General features: G+C 67.2%; 18 protein-coding genes and 5 pseudogenes. 12 read left to right on the top strand and 11 right to left on the bottom strand.

All coding sequences use genetic code 11. From position 1 onward, the window contains the following. Window positions 1-29: 29 nt before the first annotated feature. From OHA88_RS03315 to OHA88_RS03305, 3 genes are all read right to left on the bottom strand, one after another. Window positions 30-662, bottom strand: coding sequence for a DUF2461 family protein (locus OHA88_RS03315; RefSeq protein ID WP_328624138.1), 633 nt, complete (start codon window positions 660-662; stop codon window positions 30-32). Window positions 663-676: 14 nt separating this feature from the next. Next, entirely contained in the window at window positions 677-871 is a 195-nt protein-coding gene (locus OHA88_RS03310) for a hypothetical protein (RefSeq protein ID WP_328624137.1), read from the bottom strand. Between the two features lie 71 nt (window positions 872-942). Beyond that, window positions 943-1,299: a hypothetical protein gene (locus tag OHA88_RS03305; RefSeq protein ID WP_328624136.1), complete on the bottom strand. Its 357-nt coding sequence runs from the start codon at window positions 1,297-1,299 to the stop codon at window positions 943-945. Between OHA88_RS03305 and OHA88_RS03300 the strand changes: the two genes are divergently transcribed. Further along, window positions 1,286-1,612 carry a helix-turn-helix domain-containing protein gene (locus OHA88_RS03300; RefSeq protein ID WP_328624135.1) on the top strand — a complete coding sequence of 109 codons (327 nt, stop codon included), beginning with the start codon at window positions 1,286-1,288 and terminating at the stop codon, window positions 1,610-1,612. The two genes, OHA88_RS03305 and OHA88_RS03300, sit on opposite strands and share 14 nt — an antisense overlap. Next, window positions 1,612-2,829: pseudogene (locus OHA88_RS03295) on the top strand (IS701 family transposase). Before OHA88_RS03300 ends, OHA88_RS03295 begins: the two are co-directional and overlap by 1 nt. A 62-nt stretch (window positions 2,830-2,891) precedes the next feature. On the opposite strand, the gene OHA88_RS03290 reads toward OHA88_RS03295, so the two are convergent. From OHA88_RS03290 to OHA88_RS03280, 3 genes and pseudogenes are all read right to left on the bottom strand, one after another. Next, on the bottom strand, window positions 2,892-3,479 hold the full coding sequence (locus OHA88_RS03290) for a hypothetical protein (protein ID WP_328624134.1): 588 nt from the start codon (window positions 3,477-3,479) through the stop codon (window positions 2,892-2,894). Window positions 3,480-4,167: 688 nt separating this feature from the next. Continuing rightward, on the bottom strand, window positions 4,168-4,830 hold the full coding sequence (locus OHA88_RS03285; RefSeq protein ID WP_443044164.1) for a Type 1 glutamine amidotransferase-like domain-containing protein: 663 nt from the start codon (window positions 4,828-4,830) through the stop codon (window positions 4,168-4,170). Window positions 4,831-5,281: 451 nt separating this feature from the next. Continuing rightward, window positions 5,282-6,755: pseudogene (locus OHA88_RS03280) on the bottom strand (IS1380 family transposase). Between the two features lie 338 nt (window positions 6,756-7,093). Between OHA88_RS03280 and OHA88_RS03275 the strand changes: the two are divergent. Further along, on the top strand, window positions 7,094-7,570 hold the full coding sequence (locus OHA88_RS03275; RefSeq protein WP_328624132.1) for a tetratricopeptide repeat protein: 477 nt from the start codon (window positions 7,094-7,096) through the stop codon (window positions 7,568-7,570). A gap of 182 nt (window positions 7,571-7,752) precedes the next feature. Here OHA88_RS03275 and OHA88_RS03270 read toward each other — a convergent pair whose 3' ends face one another. Next, window positions 7,753-8,193, bottom strand: a complete 441-nt coding sequence (locus tag OHA88_RS03270; protein WP_267006468.1) for a hypothetical protein — start codon at window positions 8,191-8,193, stop codon at window positions 7,753-7,755. Window positions 8,194-8,296: 103 nt separating this feature from the next. Between OHA88_RS03270 and OHA88_RS03265 the strand changes: the two are divergent. The 8 genes and pseudogenes from OHA88_RS03265 to OHA88_RS03230 all read left to right on the top strand — a co-directional run. Beyond that, window positions 8,297-8,488, top strand: a pseudogene (locus OHA88_RS03265) (NUDIX hydrolase); the annotation flags it as partial. Window positions 8,489-8,517: 29 nt separating this feature from the next. Beyond that, complete coding sequence (locus tag OHA88_RS03260) at window positions 8,518-8,856, top strand: hypothetical protein (RefSeq protein WP_328624131.1); 339 nt, start codon at window positions 8,518-8,520, stop codon at window positions 8,854-8,856. Between the two features lie 105 nt (window positions 8,857-8,961). Next, window positions 8,962-9,150 carry a hypothetical protein gene (locus OHA88_RS03255; protein WP_328624130.1) on the top strand — a complete coding sequence of 63 codons (189 nt, stop codon included), beginning with the start codon at window positions 8,962-8,964 and terminating at the stop codon, window positions 9,148-9,150. A 59-nt stretch (window positions 9,151-9,209) separates the two neighbouring features. Next, window positions 9,210-9,650 (top strand): hypothetical protein, encoded by a 441-nt coding sequence (locus OHA88_RS03250; RefSeq protein WP_328624129.1) that lies wholly within the window; start codon window positions 9,210-9,212, stop codon window positions 9,648-9,650. Window positions 9,651-10,278: 628 nt separating this feature from the next. Beyond that, complete coding sequence (locus tag OHA88_RS03245) at window positions 10,279-10,896, top strand: hypothetical protein (RefSeq protein WP_261702483.1); 618 nt, start codon at window positions 10,279-10,281, stop codon at window positions 10,894-10,896. Between the two features lie 854 nt (window positions 10,897-11,750). Next, window positions 11,751-12,035 carry a hypothetical protein gene (locus tag OHA88_RS03240; protein WP_328624128.1) on the top strand — a complete coding sequence of 95 codons (285 nt, stop codon included), beginning with the start codon at window positions 11,751-11,753 and terminating at the stop codon, window positions 12,033-12,035. Between the two features lie 420 nt (window positions 12,036-12,455). After that, window positions 12,456-13,028 (top strand): hypothetical protein, encoded by a 573-nt coding sequence (locus OHA88_RS03235; protein WP_328624127.1) that lies wholly within the window; start codon window positions 12,456-12,458, stop codon window positions 13,026-13,028. 209 nt (window positions 13,029-13,237) lie between these two features. Further along, window positions 13,238-13,363 (top strand): hypothetical protein, encoded by a 126-nt coding sequence (locus tag OHA88_RS03230; RefSeq protein ID WP_328624126.1) that lies wholly within the window; start codon window positions 13,238-13,240, stop codon window positions 13,361-13,363. A 4-nt stretch (window positions 13,364-13,367) separates the two neighbouring features. Here OHA88_RS03230 and OHA88_RS03225 read toward each other — a convergent pair whose 3' ends face one another. Continuing rightward, a complete protein-coding gene (locus OHA88_RS03225) occupies window positions 13,368-14,129 on the bottom strand; it encodes a maleylpyruvate isomerase family mycothiol-dependent enzyme (protein ID WP_328624125.1) in 762 nt (253 codons plus the stop codon). A 170-nt stretch (window positions 14,130-14,299) separates the two neighbouring features. Here OHA88_RS03225 and OHA88_RS03220 point away from each other — a divergent pair. Further along, window positions 14,300-15,093, top strand: a pseudogene (locus OHA88_RS03220) (IS5 family transposase). Window positions 15,094-15,264: 171 nt separating this feature from the next. On the opposite strand, the gene OHA88_RS03215 reads toward OHA88_RS03220, so the two are convergent. The 3 genes and pseudogenes from OHA88_RS03215 to OHA88_RS03205 all read right to left on the bottom strand — a co-directional run. After that, the gene (locus OHA88_RS03215) at window positions 15,265-15,450 is read right to left on the bottom strand and encodes a hypothetical protein (RefSeq protein ID WP_425901640.1); all 186 of its coding nucleotides are present in this window, start codon (window positions 15,448-15,450) and stop codon (window positions 15,265-15,267) included. Between the two features lie 50 nt (window positions 15,451-15,500). Further along, a complete protein-coding gene (locus OHA88_RS03210; protein ID WP_328624124.1) occupies window positions 15,501-15,863 on the bottom strand; it encodes a hypothetical protein in 363 nt (120 codons plus the stop codon). Window positions 15,864-16,611: 748 nt separating this feature from the next. Next, window positions 16,612-17,114: pseudogene (locus OHA88_RS03205) on the bottom strand (tyrosine-type recombinase/integrase); the annotation flags it as partial. Window positions 17,115-17,191: the final 77 nt, after the last annotated feature.

Genomic DNA, 17,191 nt, shown 5'->3' with positions numbered 1-17,191 from the left:
CTCCCGTGCCGCGCGGGGCCCTCGTGATGTCAGGCGGCGCGCTTCACGTGGCGGACCAGCCACATCAGCAGGGCGTCGAGGTCAGCGGCGGCCGAGAGGACTCGGTCGACCGCCTCGGGGGTGTGCAGCCACTCCTCGCAGCCGAGGGGACGGGCGGCGATCAGAGAACGGTGGCGCAGCAGGTTCGTACGGGAGTGGTCTGTCGGATAGCCGCGCGGGGGGCGTTTCATCACGTCCCCGGAGATGTCGTAGCCCTTCTTCCGCACGTCCTCGACGATGGCGGACAGTTCGCGGCCGCTCCCCTCGGAGGCCACGGCTTTGCGGAACATGTCCACCTGGCCGGGATCGGGGTACCACCAGGCGCCCTGGATCCGCAGGCCGTCCAGGGAGAAGCGGAGACCGATCTCGATCTTGCGGCCGAGCCGGATCACCGCGCCCTGGTGCTGCCACCACCAGGAGTCGGTGCGGTAGTGCCAGACGGAGAAGTCCTCGTACCGGGGGTCGGTGTCCGCGACCTCGTTGAGCAGGGCGATCATCGGCTGCCGGACCAGGCGTTCGCGGTCCGCGCGGTAGCGCTCGCGGGTCGCGTGGGTCGGTTCGCCCTGGAGCTGCCACAACACGTCCATGGCCTGCTCCGGCCAGCCGGTGAACTGTCCGCGCATGCGCGCAGGATAGCTCACCCGTGATCCGCGCGCGCGGAGAGTGAGACGGGCAGGGAGGCGTAGCCCCAGACACGGTGGGAGGTGTTGCGGCGGGGCTCGCCGGCCAGTTCGATGTGCCGTGCGCGGTGGGCGAGTTCGTCGAGGAACACGGAGAGTGCAGTCGATATGAGGCGGGCGGTGAGATTGCGCAGTCGAACTTGAGATCCCACACCTACACGGATGTAGGATCTCGCGGCCCGTGACATAGGCCGTCGCCCTGACCAGGGGCTCGCTGGGCTGATCAGCCCATGTCCCCGTCTGGTGTCTCGGGCTCGTGTGTCTTCTTCAGGGTCGACTTCGGCAGTCGACCAGCTACTCCTGCCCACTCACGCCGGACTGGTGCCCGCTCCATGCGGCTTGCGATGTCCGTCTTGAACGTGGGGCCCAAGGTCTCCGGGAGCTTGCTGAACGTGGCGGGGAGCACGTCGAGCAGGCTCAAGAACTGCTCGCCGCACGGGGCCGTCAGCAGCAGTTCGCATCTCCAGTGCGGCGACGCCTTGGGGCGGTGACTGAGGTGATGCACGAGTGCGGGGAACAAGTAGTGCGTCGCTCCGGGAGCGAGGTGGTCCCGAAGCCAGTCGACGTTGCTGCTGCGCATCCTTGAGTACGCCCGCGCGCATCTGGCAGAGCCGGGCCTGACCACTGCCCAGATCGCAGCCGCGCATCACATGTCGGTGCGCCGCCTCTACAAGATCATGGCGGAAGGTGGCATCCCCCTGGCGGACTGGATACGAACGCATCGCCTTGAGGAATGCCGTAACGAATTCAGACGCCCGACTGCTTGCCTCACCACCATCGAGGCAGTAGCGCGGCGCTGGGGCTTCACCGACATGTCCAACTTCGGCCGGATCTTTCGCGCGGCCTACGGGGTATGGACCCTGCTCGATGGCAAGAGGCGTTCGAATGCCTGATGGGCCGGATCGCGGGTCGGTTCAAGCGGGTCGAGCCCCGGCGCCGGGTCCGGCGATTGGTGCTCGGGCTCCTGTCGGACGTGCCGCGCAAGAACTGCTGGACGATCGACGAGTGGGCCGGGGAGGCCACCCCAGATGCCATGCAGCACCTACTCGGCCGGGCCAAGTGGGACGCCGACGCCGTCCGCGACGAAGTACGCGGACACGTGGTGGAACACCTGCAGGACGAGCGGGCGGTGTTGGTGGTCGACGAGACCGGCGATGTGAAGAAGGGCATCGGCACGGTCGGCGTCCAGCGCCAGTACACCGGCACCGCGGGCAGAATCGAGAACGCCCAAGTTGTCGTCTACCTGGTCTACGCCGGGCAGCGCGGGCACGCCGCAGTGGACCGGGAACTGTATGTTCCGCGTTCCTGGACCACCGACCCCGACCGTTGCCGCGCCGCCGGACCCGGTGAGGAGACCGCCTCGCCACCAAACCCGAGCCGGCCGCGTGCATGGTCGCCCGGTTCCCTGGACGCCGGCCACCGGGCCGCGTGGGTGGCGGGCGACGAGGTCTACGGCGGCAACCCCAAGCTGCGAAGCGCGCTGGAGGAACTTGCGGTGGCCTGCTCGCACGAAGTCACCACCAGCGCGGGGTAGTTCCGCGTGGACACCCTGGCCAAGAGGGTGCCCGAACGGGCCTGGCAAAAGCTCTCCGCCGAAACCGGAGCCAAGGGCCACCGCTTCTACGACTGGGCCGTCATCGACCTCGCCAACCTCGATCCCAGCAGCCGTCAACTGCTGATCCGACGTAACTGCGGCACCGGCGAACTGGCCTACTACCGCTGCTACTCGCCCACCCCGGTGCCGCTGACCGAGTTGGTGCGGGTCGCTGGATCAAGGTGGCGAGTGGAGGAGTTCTTCCAGTCCGGAAAGGGCCTGGCTGGACTGGACGAGCACCAGGTCCGCCGCTACGCGTCCTGGTTGCGCTGGGTCACCCTCGTCATGCTCGCGCACGCCTTCCTCGCCGTCGTCCGCGCGGACGAACACGTCCGCCACCCTGCACCGGACGGCCTCGCGCCGCTCACCTGCAACGAGGTCCAGCGCCTGTTCATCACCCTCGTTGTCCAGCCCGTCCGCACCGCTGCCTACCGACTCTGCTGGTCCACCTGGCGACGCCGTCACCAGGCCCGATTCCAGACAAGCCACTACCAGCGACAAGCCGTCCAGGCATGAAGATCACGATCTACAGCTGGAGTACCAATACTCCAGCCGCACTTCGTGCGCACGTGAGCCGGTCAGCCGGTGCGCACCGCGGTGACTGTGAAGCGTTCGACCTCGGCGATGTGCCCGCCGGTGGACGCGACGACCGTGAGCACCGGGTCGTCGGTGCCGGAGAAGGGCACAGACTCCTTCCAGGGCCGGCCGTTGCCGCCTGCCGGGGTGCAGCAGGAGGTGCCTAGCGGCGCCGCGGACGACGGCTGGCGTACCTGTATGCGGATTCTTTCGTCCACGCCGGTGATCCGCCCGCCGGTCAGCAGGGGGGAGCGGACGATCAACCCGTATCCGGGAATGGTCAGGGAGAACGTCGTGTCGTCGGTGCCCACGACCTCCCAAGGGGCGTCCGGGCCGGTGCCGTACCGCACGAGGTGGATGACCGCCGCAGTGCCCGTGACTCCCGCGGGCCTGCTCAGCCCGACGCCGATGCGGGCGTCCGGACCTCTGACGGTGTGCGCGGTGACGCGGTCGATGTCCTGGAAGCCCAGGTAGCCCTGGGTGAAAGACAGTGCGGTCTGGTCAGGGTCGAGATGCCAGGGCTGGTGGCCGGCGGAGTGGAAGTCACGCTCCCACGCCCGGGCTTCGGCGAGCGTGGTGAACGGCCACATCGGCTGGAGGCGCCCAGAGCCGAGCGGCGGCGCGCCGCCCCCGGGCCCCGGCGTGGTCGGCACCGGCGTGCCCGGTGGGGTGATCGCCGAGGGGCCTGACGGTACGGAGACGGTGGCCGACCGCGACGGCGACGATGTACCCGGTGCGGCGGACGGCGATCCTGACGCGCTCGGGGGCGAGCCGGAACTCCCGCAGGCGGTGAGCACCAGGCCGGTCCCGGCCGTTGCAGCGAAGAGTCGGAAGTGGAGCCGAATGTTCATGGGCGCCCCAGGAAACACGTATCGACCGTTGATACTGCTTGTGCGCCTATCGTGCCACTAGTCCGGTTCATGTCATAGTGGCCAAGACCAGCTGCTTTTCAGCAGGACGCGCGATCAGCATCGCGTGGGAGCCTCGGCCGTCGGTCAGCCTGTCAACCAGCGGCCGGCGGTTCGTTCATTCCACGCAAGAGAGAATCCGGTCGCGAACTCTCCTGTCCTCGACTGGGGTTCACCCCGGCGCGAACCGACCCGCGACGAGGATCGCCACCTCGCGGAGCAACGATTGCCACCGGTCAGGGACTGCTCTTCGCCGTGCGGTCACCGCCCGATCTTGCACGGTGCAGGCACCTCACCAAGAACACGCGGTGGAAGTGCTGCAAGGCGACAAGGTCACGTCCAACGGTGCGACGTCACGAATGCCGGTCGGCTATGACCCGAACTTCGTCCATTGACCTTCGGAGACCACCTCGACGGAGCCGTCGACGACCTTGATGGCCGTCTGTTCGTCGATGGCGTAGGCCGGAACGCCGATGTCGGCGGCCCACCGCTCTGCGTCCGCCAGGGTGTTCTGCGGGAAGGCGTCCAGGTGCGGAAAGATCGAGAAGTCGACGACTCCCAGGGTGCGGTCGTCCGGCGCGGACGGCCACTCGACGAAGTACGCTCCGATCCGGGGCGTCATCACCATGCTTCCGGCACTCACTCCCACCCAGACCGTGTCGGGCAGCGAAGGCAGCAGATCGACCAGCCCGGACTCCCGCATCCAGTGGCTCAGGTACGTCGCGTCGCCGCCGTCGACCAGGAGCACGTCGGCCTCCCGGAGCCAGGGGACCCATCGCTCCGCGCCGATGGTGGGCAGTGCGGTGAGCTCAAGGACACCGAGCGACGCCCAGCCCAGGCCGGATAGGTGCAGCCCCTCGGGTTCGGCGGCTACGAAGCCCCGCACCGATGTCGGACCGCACATCGGGTGACCCCACTGTGCTGTCGGGACACAGAGGGCGTGGCACTCGGCGATCGGCTTGCCGAGAAGCTGCACGAGCGCCGAGTGGATGCTTGGGTTCGTGACGCCACCTGACGTAAGCAAGAGCTTCAAGGTGCCTACAATTTCGCGCGCGGAAGGTGGATGTACCTGAAGACCCGGGACCGTGCTGGGACTCATCGTAGTTCGGGCAACCTCTTCAGAGGTCTCTCAGGTCGCCGCGCGATTGCCCCCACGTTCGTTGATGCATGTTCATACGGGCAGACTGCCCGGAACGTTGCCACTACAAGCGGCGCGGCCACACGTTCGTGCGACGGCCCGGCAAAGACCGTCCCACCCTCACTCCAGCCCGCTACACTCTCCACGCCCAAGCCGTTGACCAGCGCTGATGAAGAGGTCCGGCTGGAGTACTAACCTTGCCGTTTCGGTTGGGCTGAAGCGGCGTCGCTGATGACCAACTGTGGGGTGGTCGAGGCGATTTTGTTGCCTGGGCATGGTGGGGTCCCGGCGCGGTGGTCGGGTTCTCCGGGGTCCTTCGGGTTGTGGGTGGGCGGGGGACGGCCGGTCAGCGGTGCGGTGCGGTGCGGTGCGGTGCGGCGAGGCGGTGGAAGGCCGTGGCCGGTTCGTTTTTCCAGGGCCAGGTCGCGGAGATCCGTAGCCGGAGGCGGTGTCCGCCGCGGGTGAGGCGGGCGGCGACGTGCAGCAGCCGGTAGCGGAGTTTCTTGGGTTCGGCAGTGGCGAGTTCGCCGTCCAGCAGGAGGACGCGGGCCCAGGCGAGGAGATCGATCGCCGCGAGGCTGAGTTCGAGCCAGGTGGCGTTGATGGTGAAGTGGCGGGAGGGGAAGCGGCCGAAGCCGGTGCTCTTGCCGCACCGGATGTGGTCCTTGACGGTGGCGTGTCCGCGGTGGCGGACCTCCAGGAACTGCGCTGAGCCGCTGCCGGGGTAGAGGGTGTCGGTAAGGAATACCTGGTACCGCAGGCCCTCGTAGTGATCGAACAAGGACAGCTGGGCGCTGGGGTGCGGACGCTCTCGGCGCACGATGATGCGGGAGCCGGACGGGTAGCCGGCAAGGTCGACCATGCCGGTCAGTTCGGCGACCTCGGCGCCGTCGCGCAGTGTCCCGTTCTGGTCGAGGGCGGGATGCCAGACCTGCTCAGGCAGGGTTCGGATCGCACGGCGGACCGGCTCGGTGACCGCGTGGCCGACCGAGAACCGCAGGTCCAGGCCGCGCTCGTGCAAGGTCCGGAGGTGGGTGAGGAAGGGTTTCGCGGATCCGGCGCTGTCGGCGCGGACCAGGATCGTGGTGCCGTGCCGGTGAGCGTCGGGGATCTGCGCGAGTGCGTCGTCCAGCACCGCGATGTGGTCGGCGGCGGTGTTGGCTCCGGAGTTGCCGGGCCGTAGCCGGCCGGACATGGCCTCGCCGGTGTTCGCGAGGAAACACAGCAGTGGGTGGAAGCCGAAGCCGCCCTTATAGGTGGGCGCGGCCTGTTCCTTCTCGGAGTGGCAGGTGATCAGTGTGGCGTCGAGGTCCAGGACCAGGCCAGGCAGAATGCGCCCCGCGGCTCGGGCTGCGGGTATGCACTCGCCGGTCTCGGCGGCCTGCATCCAGGCGACTTCCCGGGCTGTGGCGCGGGCCGCTCGCAGCGAAGCGAGTGCAGCCTCGTCGGTGTCGGCGAGCAATCGCCAGGCTGTGGGTGTGGGGGGCGACCGGGCCGAACACCTCGCCCTGGTCCCGCAGCACGGCCAGATCCGCGATCGCCTCACCGCCGTCGGCGAGCATCACCGCGAGATCGGTGGCAGTCCGGCCCGGATCATGCCCCGTCCCGCGCGGTCGCAACGGCCTGAGCGCTGTGGAGTACGCGGTGGTCAGACCGGTTGCCTCGGCGAGATCCGTCAGCAAACGTGCCCCGGCGTGCCCGACCACGCCCGAACCGTCGGTGGACACATGAAGCTTGGGACGAGAACCGATACCCTGCACGCAGTAAGCGCCTTCCGCTTGGACCGACGGAACCCCCCGACAAGGTGCGTCGTCCCAGATCAGAAGGCATTTTCGCGTATCCGGCCAACATCCGGACCAGCCCCAACCGAAACGGCGAGGTTAGGCACGTAGGCGAGGAACCCGCGACCACGCACGGCAAGCAGCCCACCAACCGCCTCACGGCCGTACTCGGCTCCTTCAAAGACCTGGCACTGTCCCCGCAGCGAGCCCCGCCTGATCGCGCACGTGAGCCACTCAGCACAGATCCGGCCCGGCCTACAACATCAAGCCCCAGACGAAAACCGCTCCAACGACCCGTGGACAACCGCCCCTTGATGCCCCCGTGGTCCGTGTGCTGACCTTGTGCAGTGACCATCGGAACGAGCAGACGCTCGCGCGTGACCATCTTCACGCTCGCAACGGCAGTGCCGGCAGCACTCGTCCTCGGAGCCGTCACGGGGTGGAGCCGTTCAGCGATGGGCATACCGACCTGGGTGTCGTGGACGATCGCGGCACCGGCGATCCTCATCGGATCGCTGTTTGCCTGGGCTTCCACCCCGATGGGTACCAGAAACGCGACGAGCATCCTGCTCAAGGCCTATCGCCGCGAGGGACTGGAAGCCGCCGAGGAGCGCCTGTCCTTGGTGTCGCCATACAGGGCGGGGCTTCAGCTGTTCAACCTCGCCCTCGCCCTCGAGCGCGAGGGCGACCAGGACAGCGCCGACGCGGTCTACCGGCGCGCAGTGGACTGCGGGTACCCGCCGGCCATGGTGAACCTCGCGATCCGGCTCAGCCGACGGGGCGAGGAGGACGAGGCTCAGGAGTTGTACCGCCGCGCAGTGGACGCCGGATTCACGCCGGACAAAAAACCCTAGCCTTGCCGTTTCGGTTGGGAGCACGCACAGTGTTTCCGGTTCGGCCTCAGTCATGGCTGCGGCAATCGGCGACATCGATCCGTAGCTGGGCACAGGCGAGCAATGTGGGTCAGCTCGTGCCAGGACAGGTCGGTGTGGGCTGACGGTTCGGCTCGACGCGAGTGTGCGCTGGTGATCCCTGGTCAGCGGCGGCCGGTGGCCAGGATGACGAGGAACTGGCCGCCGCCAGGCTCGATGTCTGCGGTCACCGGCAGTCCCGGTACCAGTCGGGAGAACCGGTCAACCAGCCAATCCGCCGCCTCTTGGGCGTCCCGCCTGGTCGGACAACGGCCCACCATCTCGCGGCCCCCCTTGCGCTCCAGCCTCCCGGCAACGGTGATCAGCGGCGCGGGTTCGACCACGTACAGGCGGTCCGGCCAGGCGATGACCACCTTGACCGCGCCCTTGCGGGTGTTGCATCCGCGGTGCGCGAGCCGCTCGGCGACCTTGGCCTTCCGGTCGGCAGTCCGGCTGTCGACGCTGGGCCCCCGCGGGTCGTTCACCGACTCGTCGGGGTCGACGGCCTCGTCACACACCCAGCATCGCCAGCCGTCGCGCTCGGCCACATCATCAAGGAGACTCATCCGAGCAAACTAGCCTGCCCGGCCGCCACTCCGCGCATCAGGGCCCCGGCAAAGTTTTAACACCGGCCAACAATGCTGCAACGCCTGGTAACCAGCGTCACCGGTCTTCCGGTGCAAGCCTTCAGGGGGCACCGAGCGCACGTCAGCCGAATCAACCGCGGTCGACTGGCTCACCCCGGAGCAGATCACCGAGCGCATGTCCGAGGTCTACGCGATCCGCCTCCTCGATGCCCTGGACGGGGCCGGCCCTCACGTGCGGAGCCACGACGGCAAGCACCTGAGTACGTCCGCATGAAGGAGCGGGGCGGATCAAAGCCTCGCCATATGGCCGAGCTGCGGGACGTCTACGACTTCCTGGACCAAGTGCGGCTTCGACCCGGGATGTGGGTCCGCCGGAGCTCCCTCCTGCACCTCAGCTCCCTCCTGCACGGATACCGCGTGGCCATGGAAGTCCACGGCATCGAGGAGGACTTCCCTTTCTGGACGCCGGGCGGTCAGGCCCCTTTCGACGCATGGCTGTGTGAGCGAAACGGCCGTGCCAGCTCAGTCCTTTGGGCCGTGGAGATCGAACGCGAGGCAGAGGCCACCGGAACACCAGCCATCGACCTCTTCTTCGCCCTGCTCGACCAGTTCCGAGCCCAACGCGAACAGCCGGCGCGGTAAGAGTTTCTCTACTTCATCAAGACCCGCGCACGGCGCGGGTGCGCGCCGCCTCAGCGGCGCGGCCTGCCTCTGTCTTCGCCCCGGCTGGCCGCGCCAGGCGACTCCGTGAAGATCCCACGCCCGGTCGTGCCGGAATCCTTGGTCTGGGCCGTAGCCTGGATCGTTGGCACCGTGATGTGCTGGTCGCTTGCCCAGGTGCTTGGCAGCCCGAACAGCTGGTACACGAGTGCACTCCTCGCAGGGATCATCATCGTCACCGGAGAACTCGTCGACCGCTACAAGCAGAAGCGCTGACCAGGTCCGAGATGCGCCGAACCCCTCGGCAGTGAGTTGGCCGCCTGTAATCTTCACGCATGATTCAGGGACTCTGTGCTGCCCTCATCGGCGGCGTGATCGGGAGGCTCCTCCTGGCGCGGCGAGCGCGGCGAACAGCCACTCAGACCGAAGCAGGGCAAACAGTCTTCTTCCAGGTCGGGGCCAACCTGCCGGACGAGGGGCCCCGATACAGCCTTGGCCAGGTACGCGCCGGAGGCAAGTTCCAATGGAAGCCTCGCTGGTCGAGGACGCGGCTGCGCGAACTCCCGAAAGATCTACGCTACATCCGCGCACACCAAGCGACCTTCCGCGAAATGTTGCGGGTCCCGGCCAAAGCGCTGGTGCTCGAGTGTGAATCGTCTGCGGGGCCCGTACGGCTATGGGCCTACCCGGAGCAGGCGGTGCACGTTGTGGAGATGATCCGGCGTGCAAGTAGCCCGAACTCGTCGAGCGCCCCGGTTCCCGACGTCAGCAGCTGACACCAACAGGCGCGAACAGGGGTGGTCGACGCTGCCCTGTGCCACAACCGCGCCAGATCGAGCGGGGACGCACGGGGAACTGCGGCTGCTGACGGAGGCCACGGCCAGCAGACGCCGAAGTCGGCATCCCGCAGGTCAGACCCCAACTCGCCCCACCACGCTCCCAAAGCGGGTGTCGCAGGTTCGAATCCTGCCGGGGCACACGGCTAAGGGCCAGTTCAGAGGCTTGATCCTCTGGAGCTGGCCCTTGTCGTGATCACGGCCGTGCCACACCCGTGCCACAGGCTCGGTAGTTCGAGCCGTCAGGCCGACTGATCGTCGCTGCCCCACCGCACCCGGAGAACGTGTTGCCTGGAACCCGACGTCGAGCAAGACGAGGGAGCCGATCGGGCTTGTTACGGGCAGGCAGGAGCCAGCCGCATTCGCGGCTGGCGTACGGCTCCCTGGCCATGCTCGACCCCAGTCCGGGCGTGCCATCAACCAAAGATCGCGCCGACGCCCACGTGTGTCCGCACTCCCGCCCGAGGCTGACCTGAGAACCACTACGTTCTCCATGGTCAACGAGCTCTGATCATCAGGTAGCCTGCCGGTTCGCCTAATTGGAACAGTAAGCACACTGGTGGGAACCGTGAACGTCCGTACTCAGATACACCTCTTGATCCTGTTTGCTGTCGGCTTCGGTCTGTTTTTCGGCGGCCTGACGTTGGGAGGGGCGCCACTCGGTCTGCTGGGCTTCGTGATCTTCTTTTTTGTTCTTCAGCCGTTGATTTGGGCGCTACTTCCGGTTTCCTTCCTCATGGCTCCGAAGGGGGCGCAAGCGACCTGCGCCCTGTACCGCGGCTGGGCCGCAAAACTGACCGCTCGCCTCGGGCTGGGAGCCTCCCGCACGGTCGAGGCCGACGCCGCGAGGCTTCGGCAAGGAGTGCGTCTCAGCATGCTCTCGCTTGGCCTGCGCGACGGCAGTCAGACCCTCGGCCACGTGCTCCTGCACCAGTCCTCGGACGGCGAGGTCTGTCTGGCCTGGCGCAAGCGCGGGAAGGGCAGTACTGACCAGCCGATCAACCTTCAGGGCCCGGTGGCCGCACGTCGGGAGCGCCAGCAGCAGAATGGCACACAGGCCCGAATGGGGTACACCGTAGCTGTGGATCTCGGCACCGAGTCCTACTGGCTACGCCCCCACGACGCTGCCTTGCTCGAGCTCCTTCTCGGGAACGGCGCGTCAGTTACCACTGACGTCTCCATTTGACGTCGCCAATGGCTCCGCGGCTGCCCGGGACGGCTCAGGCGATAACGCACGGGCCGGCCAAGCTGCCGCATATTCGTGGATTGGCACCTGAGCGAAGGAGCATCGTTCGTCTCTGATCAGCGCCACGCCGGAAGTCGCAACGGCCTCCGAAGTCGTGCTTGATCGGCGGTGGCTGACATCCACGGCTGACATCAACGTCGTCGGACGGTGACGGGTCCGCACTCATCGACGCGCGCAGGCGGAGTCCGGCCAGGTAGCCGTCCGGGGTCTTGTCGTACCTGGTCGCGATGCATGGGCCAGCGGCTCATCGGGTCCGTGAGCCGGGCCGTCTGTGGGCCGTCCGAGGGTGCTCAACGACGACTGACGCTGACAACCGTCGACAGCTAAGTCGCAGGTCGCAGCGTTGATCGATTGGAGGGTTGCAGGTCAGAGACCCGGCCCCTCACTTCTTCGGCTACTGGTGGGGGTGGCCCGCTCGTCAACACGCGTGCCGAGCCCATGCGTGCTCTTACCCGGCCGGGACCGTGCCCGTTGCATGCCCGTTACGGCGGGACGCAGCGGGGACTCACGGGGAACAGCGGCACCGACCACGCTCCGGCCCAGGTCAGGGGCTTCGCAGGTCAGCCGCCACCCACATACGGGGTCTTCCGAACTAGGGCGGACGCTGCAAGGTACGCCCCCCGGATCGTGCCACTCTCGTGCCAGAACGGACGGGGACTCACGGGGAACCGGGGTACCCAGGGTGACTTCGGCCGGACTCTGCCGAAGTCAGGAAGTCAGTAGGTCACGCCTGTGCTCGCCCAACCTCGCTCCTAAAGCGGTGGTCCACACCGGGCGGGTGAGATCATCCGTGGATGGCAGACGCGCAGCTACCCCGGGGGTGGACCCTTCAGCAGATTGCCGACGTATCCGGGGACCAAGAGGCTGTTGTCCTGGCCCCAAACAGGGCGGTGAAGTGGGTAGCCTTCGACGGAACCGACGAGGTGCTGCAACCAGAAATCGTGCTCGGGTTCCATAGTCTGTGCCTCGTGAAGCCAGTCCACGACGACGACTGGTACATGGGCAGCCTGTACGAAGACGGCAGCATCGACTGTTGGACAGCCTACGGCGACCTATACGAGGCACTACGCGGCCTGTAGGGGCACAGGCCGAGTGTCTAACTGCGCTACAACGACCCCACACCGAGGCGGAGGTCCACGGACTCTGGCGAACAGTTCACACAGGTCAAGGACCGTTGAGCCGCAGCCCATCGGGTCGGACGCATTGCTTCGGAACGAAGAGGTAGCTTGCCCAAGAACTGGACCTGTTGATCTGAGGAGGCCGCGCCCGTGGAGCAGAGCTTTGGAGGCCCACCGTATGACCTGGGTGACCTGATACCTGAACTCGCGGCGCTCGGCCGGCGGACGACGCTGCTGTTGCCGAAGAACGGGTCCCCCAGTATCGGGGATAGTTCCCTGGGCGGCCCCATGCTCTGGCCAGTTGACGAGCCCTGGCCATCCTGCGGACAACCGGGACACTGGGCTTGGCCCAACGAGAAGAACCCGGCCGGGACCGTCTCCATGGTGCCGGTGGTACAGCTCTTCGCACGAGACACGCCCGAACTTGCCTTCCCGGAAGGCCTGGACGTACTCCAACTGGTCTGGTGCCCGTTGATCCATCCTCGGGACCAGGCATGCGCCGCACTCCCGAAGCTCTACTGGCGCAGCGAGGCGGATGTGCTCGCCACCGGCATACTTCGGGACATCCCCGCCCCGCGGGAGGGTGAGTACGAAGAAGAGTTCATGCCCAGCCCGTGCACAGTGTCTCCCACCCCTGTGGTGGAGTACCCGAACTGGGATCTGCCGCGGGAGCTTGGGCAGACCTTGCAGCCCCGCATCGAGGAGCTCGAAGAGCGCTTCGGCATGGAGTACACGCTGTTGGCGTGTGCGCTGCAGAACAAGGTTGGAGGGTATCCGGCCTGGAACCAGTCCCCCGACTGGCCGGTCTGCGACTGTGGCGACCGCATGGAGCACCTGCTCAGCGTCACCCCAGAGGAAGACCTCGACATGGTGATGGGTGACCTGGGCGGCATCTATATCTTCCTGTGCCGCCAGTGTCCCGAACTGCCCTACGCACACCGCTACGACTGCTAGAGGACAGCCCCGGTACCGACAAGAGGCGTGCCAGACACGTGCCAGATCGTGCGGGGAACCGCGGGGAGCCTTGGGGAATTAACGGGCTCACCCACCAAGCATCGAAGGCTTTGCAGTGCAGGTCAGACGCGCGCGGGCCCCAGATCACCTCAGCTTCCCAAGCTCAGAGCGCGAGTCGTAGCCATATCCCCTTCCTGGCTGAGTCGGCAGTGCTGCGGGAGGCGCTCGGGCCCGAGCTGTACGAGGCCGTACTGGCCGTCCGCCGCGCGGAGGCGGAGCTGTTCGCGATGTTCACCGACGCGGACGTCATCGAGGCCGTCCGCTGGCGGTGTTGACTGGCTACTCCTCGGGCTCCCAGGCGATCAGCTGCTCGAACACCTGCTGGTCGCCCTCGATCTTCAGGTCGCTCACCGTGAGGCGGCCCCAGACGAAGAGGAGCAGCTGCTCGGCCGTGCCCGTGGCCGAAGCGGAGGCGGGCGCGGCGTCGTCCGTGAGGGGTGCGGGCCAGGCGCCGGTGCCGTCCAGCGCGAGGAGCCAGGAGCGGCCCTCGGTGGCGTGGTAGTGGATGGTGGCGGCCTCGTGAGGCCAGGCCGCCGGGGTGGAGTTGCAGGTGTCGAGAAACTCGGCCACGCCGTCGATCGCGACGTCCGTCGGCATCGGCTGCACGGCGCCTGCGGCGAGCTGGGCGTCGTAGGTGTGCACCAGCACCTCGTGCACCCGGCGCCGGGCAACGCCCCAGGCATTCGCCGGCGACAAGCCGGCGCCCCACCACGCCCAGCACTCGCGCTCCGGGCCAGCCTCGCGCAGCGCACTCAGCAGCAGCTCGTTCGACTCGGCGTACCAGGCCAGCAGCGCCTCGAGCTCGCGCGGCACCTCCGCGGCATCCTTGGCCGGCGGAGCCTCGGCCGGGCCCGCGGCGACGATCGCGGCCCACCAGCGCTGGCCCGTACCCAGGTGCTGCACCAGATCGAACAACGTCCACTCGGGGCAGGACGGCACCGGCGCGTCAAGGCTGGGCGCGGCGGCAACCGCACTCCTGAACGCGGCCGACCGCTCGTCGATCAGTTGCAGCAGGGCGGAATACTCAAGACTCTCTGTCACATCGCTTACCTATCACCCCAGCTCAGCCGATCGCACCCTATTTTCCAGGCCGTCAGCTGCGGGAGTTAGAGCACCTATTAGAGCACCTAATAGAAGCCTGGTCGTAGCCATATCCCCTTCCTGGCTGGCTCGTTGAACGAGTCATGGGGAAGGGAAACGGCCCTCCGTGGATGGTGCCGGATGACCTGTGGAGGCGGATCGAGCCGTTGCTGCCGGTCAGGCAGCGGCGTCCGCGCCATCCCGGCCGGCTGCCACTGGGCGACCGTGGTTGCCTGCAGGGCATCCTGTTCGTGCTGCACACCGGGATCCAGTGGGAGTGGCTGCCGCAGGAGCTCGGCTTCGGGTCCGGGATGACGTGCTGGCGCCGGCTGCGGGACTGGCACAAGGCCGGGGTGTGGGACCGGCTGCACCAGGTGCTGCTGACCGAGCTGCACCGTGCCGGGAAGCTGGACTGGTCCCGGGCGGTGATCGACGGCTCCCACCATCAGGCCCGTCGGGGCTACCCAAAACCGGGCCGAGCCCGGTCGACCGTGCCCGGCCCGGCTCGAAGCACCACGTCATCACCGACGCAGGCGGCACCCCGCTCGCCATCACCCTGACCGGTGGCAACCGCCACGACATCACCCAGCTGCTGCCCCTGCTCGACGCGATCCCGCGGATCCGCGGAGTGACCGGTCGCCCCCGTCACCGGCCGCGGCAGTTGTTCGCCGACCGGGGCTACGACTTCGACAAGTACCGTCGGCTCCTGTGAAAGCGCGGCATCAAGCCGGTCATCGCCCGACGCGGAGTTCCGCACGGCTCCGGCCTGAGCTCGGTCCGCTGGGTAGTCGAGCGGACGAACGCGTGGATCCACGGCTTCCGACGGCTACGGATCCGCTGGGAGATCCGCGACGACATCCACGAGGCGTTCCTGAGGCTCGCCTGCTGTGTGATCACCTACAGGCGAGTCCAGGCATTGTGTTAGCTCCTCTTAGGCCATACGGCGGCATGCGTCCCTCCCCGGCCGTAGCCGGAGCAGGGGGCGTGATCGCTTTACGGGCATCCGTAAGGTGACAGGCATTTTCACTTTCGAGGCACCGCGAAAGTGATCAGCCCTTGTCGCCGATGACGTGATCGGGGCCTGACGCGCGGGCGCTCAGTCAAGGACCGCGAGGTGGTCGGCGGCGCCTCCGTGCCACTCGATCATGAAGAGGGTGGCGTCGTCGCTGGCGCGCCCGCGCCGTTCCCACTTCAGCGCGTAGGAGAGCCGGCGCAGATCCGCTCGCAGCCCGAAGGACCATCCTCGGCCACGCCCGACAGACCATTTCGACGAGTTTTCCACAGGGCGAACGTTGTCTGATGCGGCACTAGTTCACCTATCCCCGAGTTGGCTCAGTATCCGCCGTAGCCGTAGCCGTAGCCGTAGCCGTACCCGTTGTCGTAGCCGTAGTACCCGTTGTCGTAGCCGTAGCCGTAGCCGTAGCCGTAGCCGTAGCCGTTGTCGTAGCCGTAGTACCCGTTGTCGTAGCCGCAGTACCCGTTGCCGTAGCCGTAGTACCCGTTGCCGTAGCCGTAGCCGCAGTACCCGTTGCAGTCACCCCACCAGCCGCACCGGTCGTAGGAGTGGCTGGCCGCGGAGGTCGCGTGGGCAGGGGCGGCCGCGGCCGCCCCTCCGGCACCAACAGCGGCGCCACCAGCCAGCATCACACCGGCGGCGGCTACAGCGAGGGAACGCTTGATATGAGGTGTTCGCATGAGTCTCTACCTTTCCTTCCGCCACCGAAGATCGAAGACGGGTGGCCGCAGCGCATGCAAGACATACGGTGCGGTTCGCAGAGGTCACAGCTCGAAGCGGGAGCACGTCTCGCCGCTGATTGGTTCCGGCCCTTCCGGAATCTTGCTGCCCGGGGCGTGCCCCGGTTGCGACTCTCACAGGCATGACGTTAGTAGCACATACCCTCTCCAGCATCTTGAGCAGAAATCTGCTCAATTCCGCAGGTCAGCGGTCGGCGCTCAGGCCCGAGCCATGACGTCCCCCCTGACGCCGTCCCTCTTCGACGGTGACGCCCCAAAGGCCCACACCACCCGCATGGAGTATGGGCAGAGAAGTGGAGAGACAAGGCGATCGGCGCGCCGAGGGCGGGCCAGACGGTTCAGACCGTCGAGCAGCGCGGGAAAACGAGATTTCCCGGGCCGTCGTCGCGCAAGCGTTGCCTGATCCGGCCTGGTAGGTCGCAGTCGCCGGAGGCGACTTCCTTCTCTCAGAAACGCGTACGACGTCGCACCACCTCCGCACCATCTGCGGCGGAGAACCACGGTCAACAGCGGTCAACCCCACCGAGGCGCGAAGCAGGCATTGACGTTATCCCTGCAGGCCAGAGCACCCACACCGGGACGTCGTCTCAGGATTCCCAAGCTCAGAGCGCGAGTTCGATTCTCGTCACCCGCTCCATACAAAAGCCCCAGGCCAACGGCCCGGGGCTTCTTTGTTGTCTAGACCGCATCAGGCGTCGTGTGCCCGTCGCGTGCCCGATGCCTGATCGTCGGGCACAATCGCAACCTTCTCCCGCTCGGCGCGAACGCGGGCGTCGATCCCGTCGGACACCTCCCGCTGACGCTCCAGGTTCGAGTGCTGATAGCTCAGCGCGGCACGCTCGGAGGACTGCTCGGCGCGGACCATCGTGTCCTTGAGCGTGGCGCCCGACTGCGTCGAGAGCGTGTGTCCGGTGTGACGAAGGTCGTAGAAGCGGAAGCTGTCCGGCAGCCCGACCTCGGCTCGAGCCTTCCGCCACCTCCGCCCGAACGTGGAGCGCCGGAGAGGCTTGCTCCGCTCCTCCACGAACAACAGTCCGCCGGCTGCCTCTCCGCGTACCAGGCCAGATGCCGCTTGAGGTACTTCTCCAGAAAGGCCGACAGGACGAGGAACCGCTTGCCCGCATCAGACTTGGTGTCACCCGGTGCCCGCCGACCGTTGGTGAGTTCAGGCTCGGCGGTCCGCACCCAGATGCCGCACGAGGCGTCGAGGAGGACTCACGACGCCTGTCCGCACAAGGCCTGCATCGTGGGCTGGTCGGTGGACTACC

Origin of the sequence: Streptomyces sp. NBC_00353 (genome assembly GCF_036108815.1) — a bacterium.
GTDB lineage: Bacteria > Actinomycetota > Actinomycetes > Streptomycetales > Streptomycetaceae > Streptomyces.
This window is presented reverse-complemented; position numbering and strand designations above follow the sequence as displayed.

Excerpts from the sequence above, each read along its gene's own strand:
- OHA88_RS03290 (WP_328624134.1), bottom strand. The coding sequence starts at position 3,479 with ATGTGGCCGTTCACCACGCTCGCCGAAGCCCGGGCGTGGGAGCGTGAC.
- OHA88_RS03305 (WP_328624136.1), bottom strand. The coding sequence starts at position 1,299 with ATGCGCAGCAGCAACGTCGACTGGCTTCGGGACCACCTCGCTCCCGGA.
- OHA88_RS03270 (WP_267006468.1), bottom strand. The coding sequence starts at position 8,193 with ATGAGTCTCCTTGATGATGTGGCCGAGCGCGACGGCTGGCGATGCTGG.
- OHA88_RS03260 (WP_328624131.1), top strand. The coding sequence starts at position 8,518 with ATGGCCGAGCTGCGGGACGTCTACGACTTCCTGGACCAAGTGCGGCTT.
- OHA88_RS03210 (WP_328624124.1), bottom strand. The coding sequence starts at position 15,863 with ATGCGAACACCTCATATCAAGCGTTCCCTCGCTGTAGCCGCCGCCGGT.
- OHA88_RS03250 (WP_328624129.1), top strand. The coding sequence starts at position 9,210 with ATGATTCAGGGACTCTGTGCTGCCCTCATCGGCGGCGTGATCGGGAGG.
- OHA88_RS03315 (WP_328624138.1), bottom strand. The coding sequence starts at position 662 with ATGCGCGGACAGTTCACCGGCTGGCCGGAGCAGGCCATGGACGTGTTG.
- OHA88_RS03240 (WP_328624128.1), top strand. The coding sequence starts at position 11,751 with ATGGCAGACGCGCAGCTACCCCGGGGGTGGACCCTTCAGCAGATTGCC.
- OHA88_RS03235 (WP_328624127.1), top strand. The coding sequence starts at position 12,456 with ATGGTGCCGGTGGTACAGCTCTTCGCACGAGACACGCCCGAACTTGCC.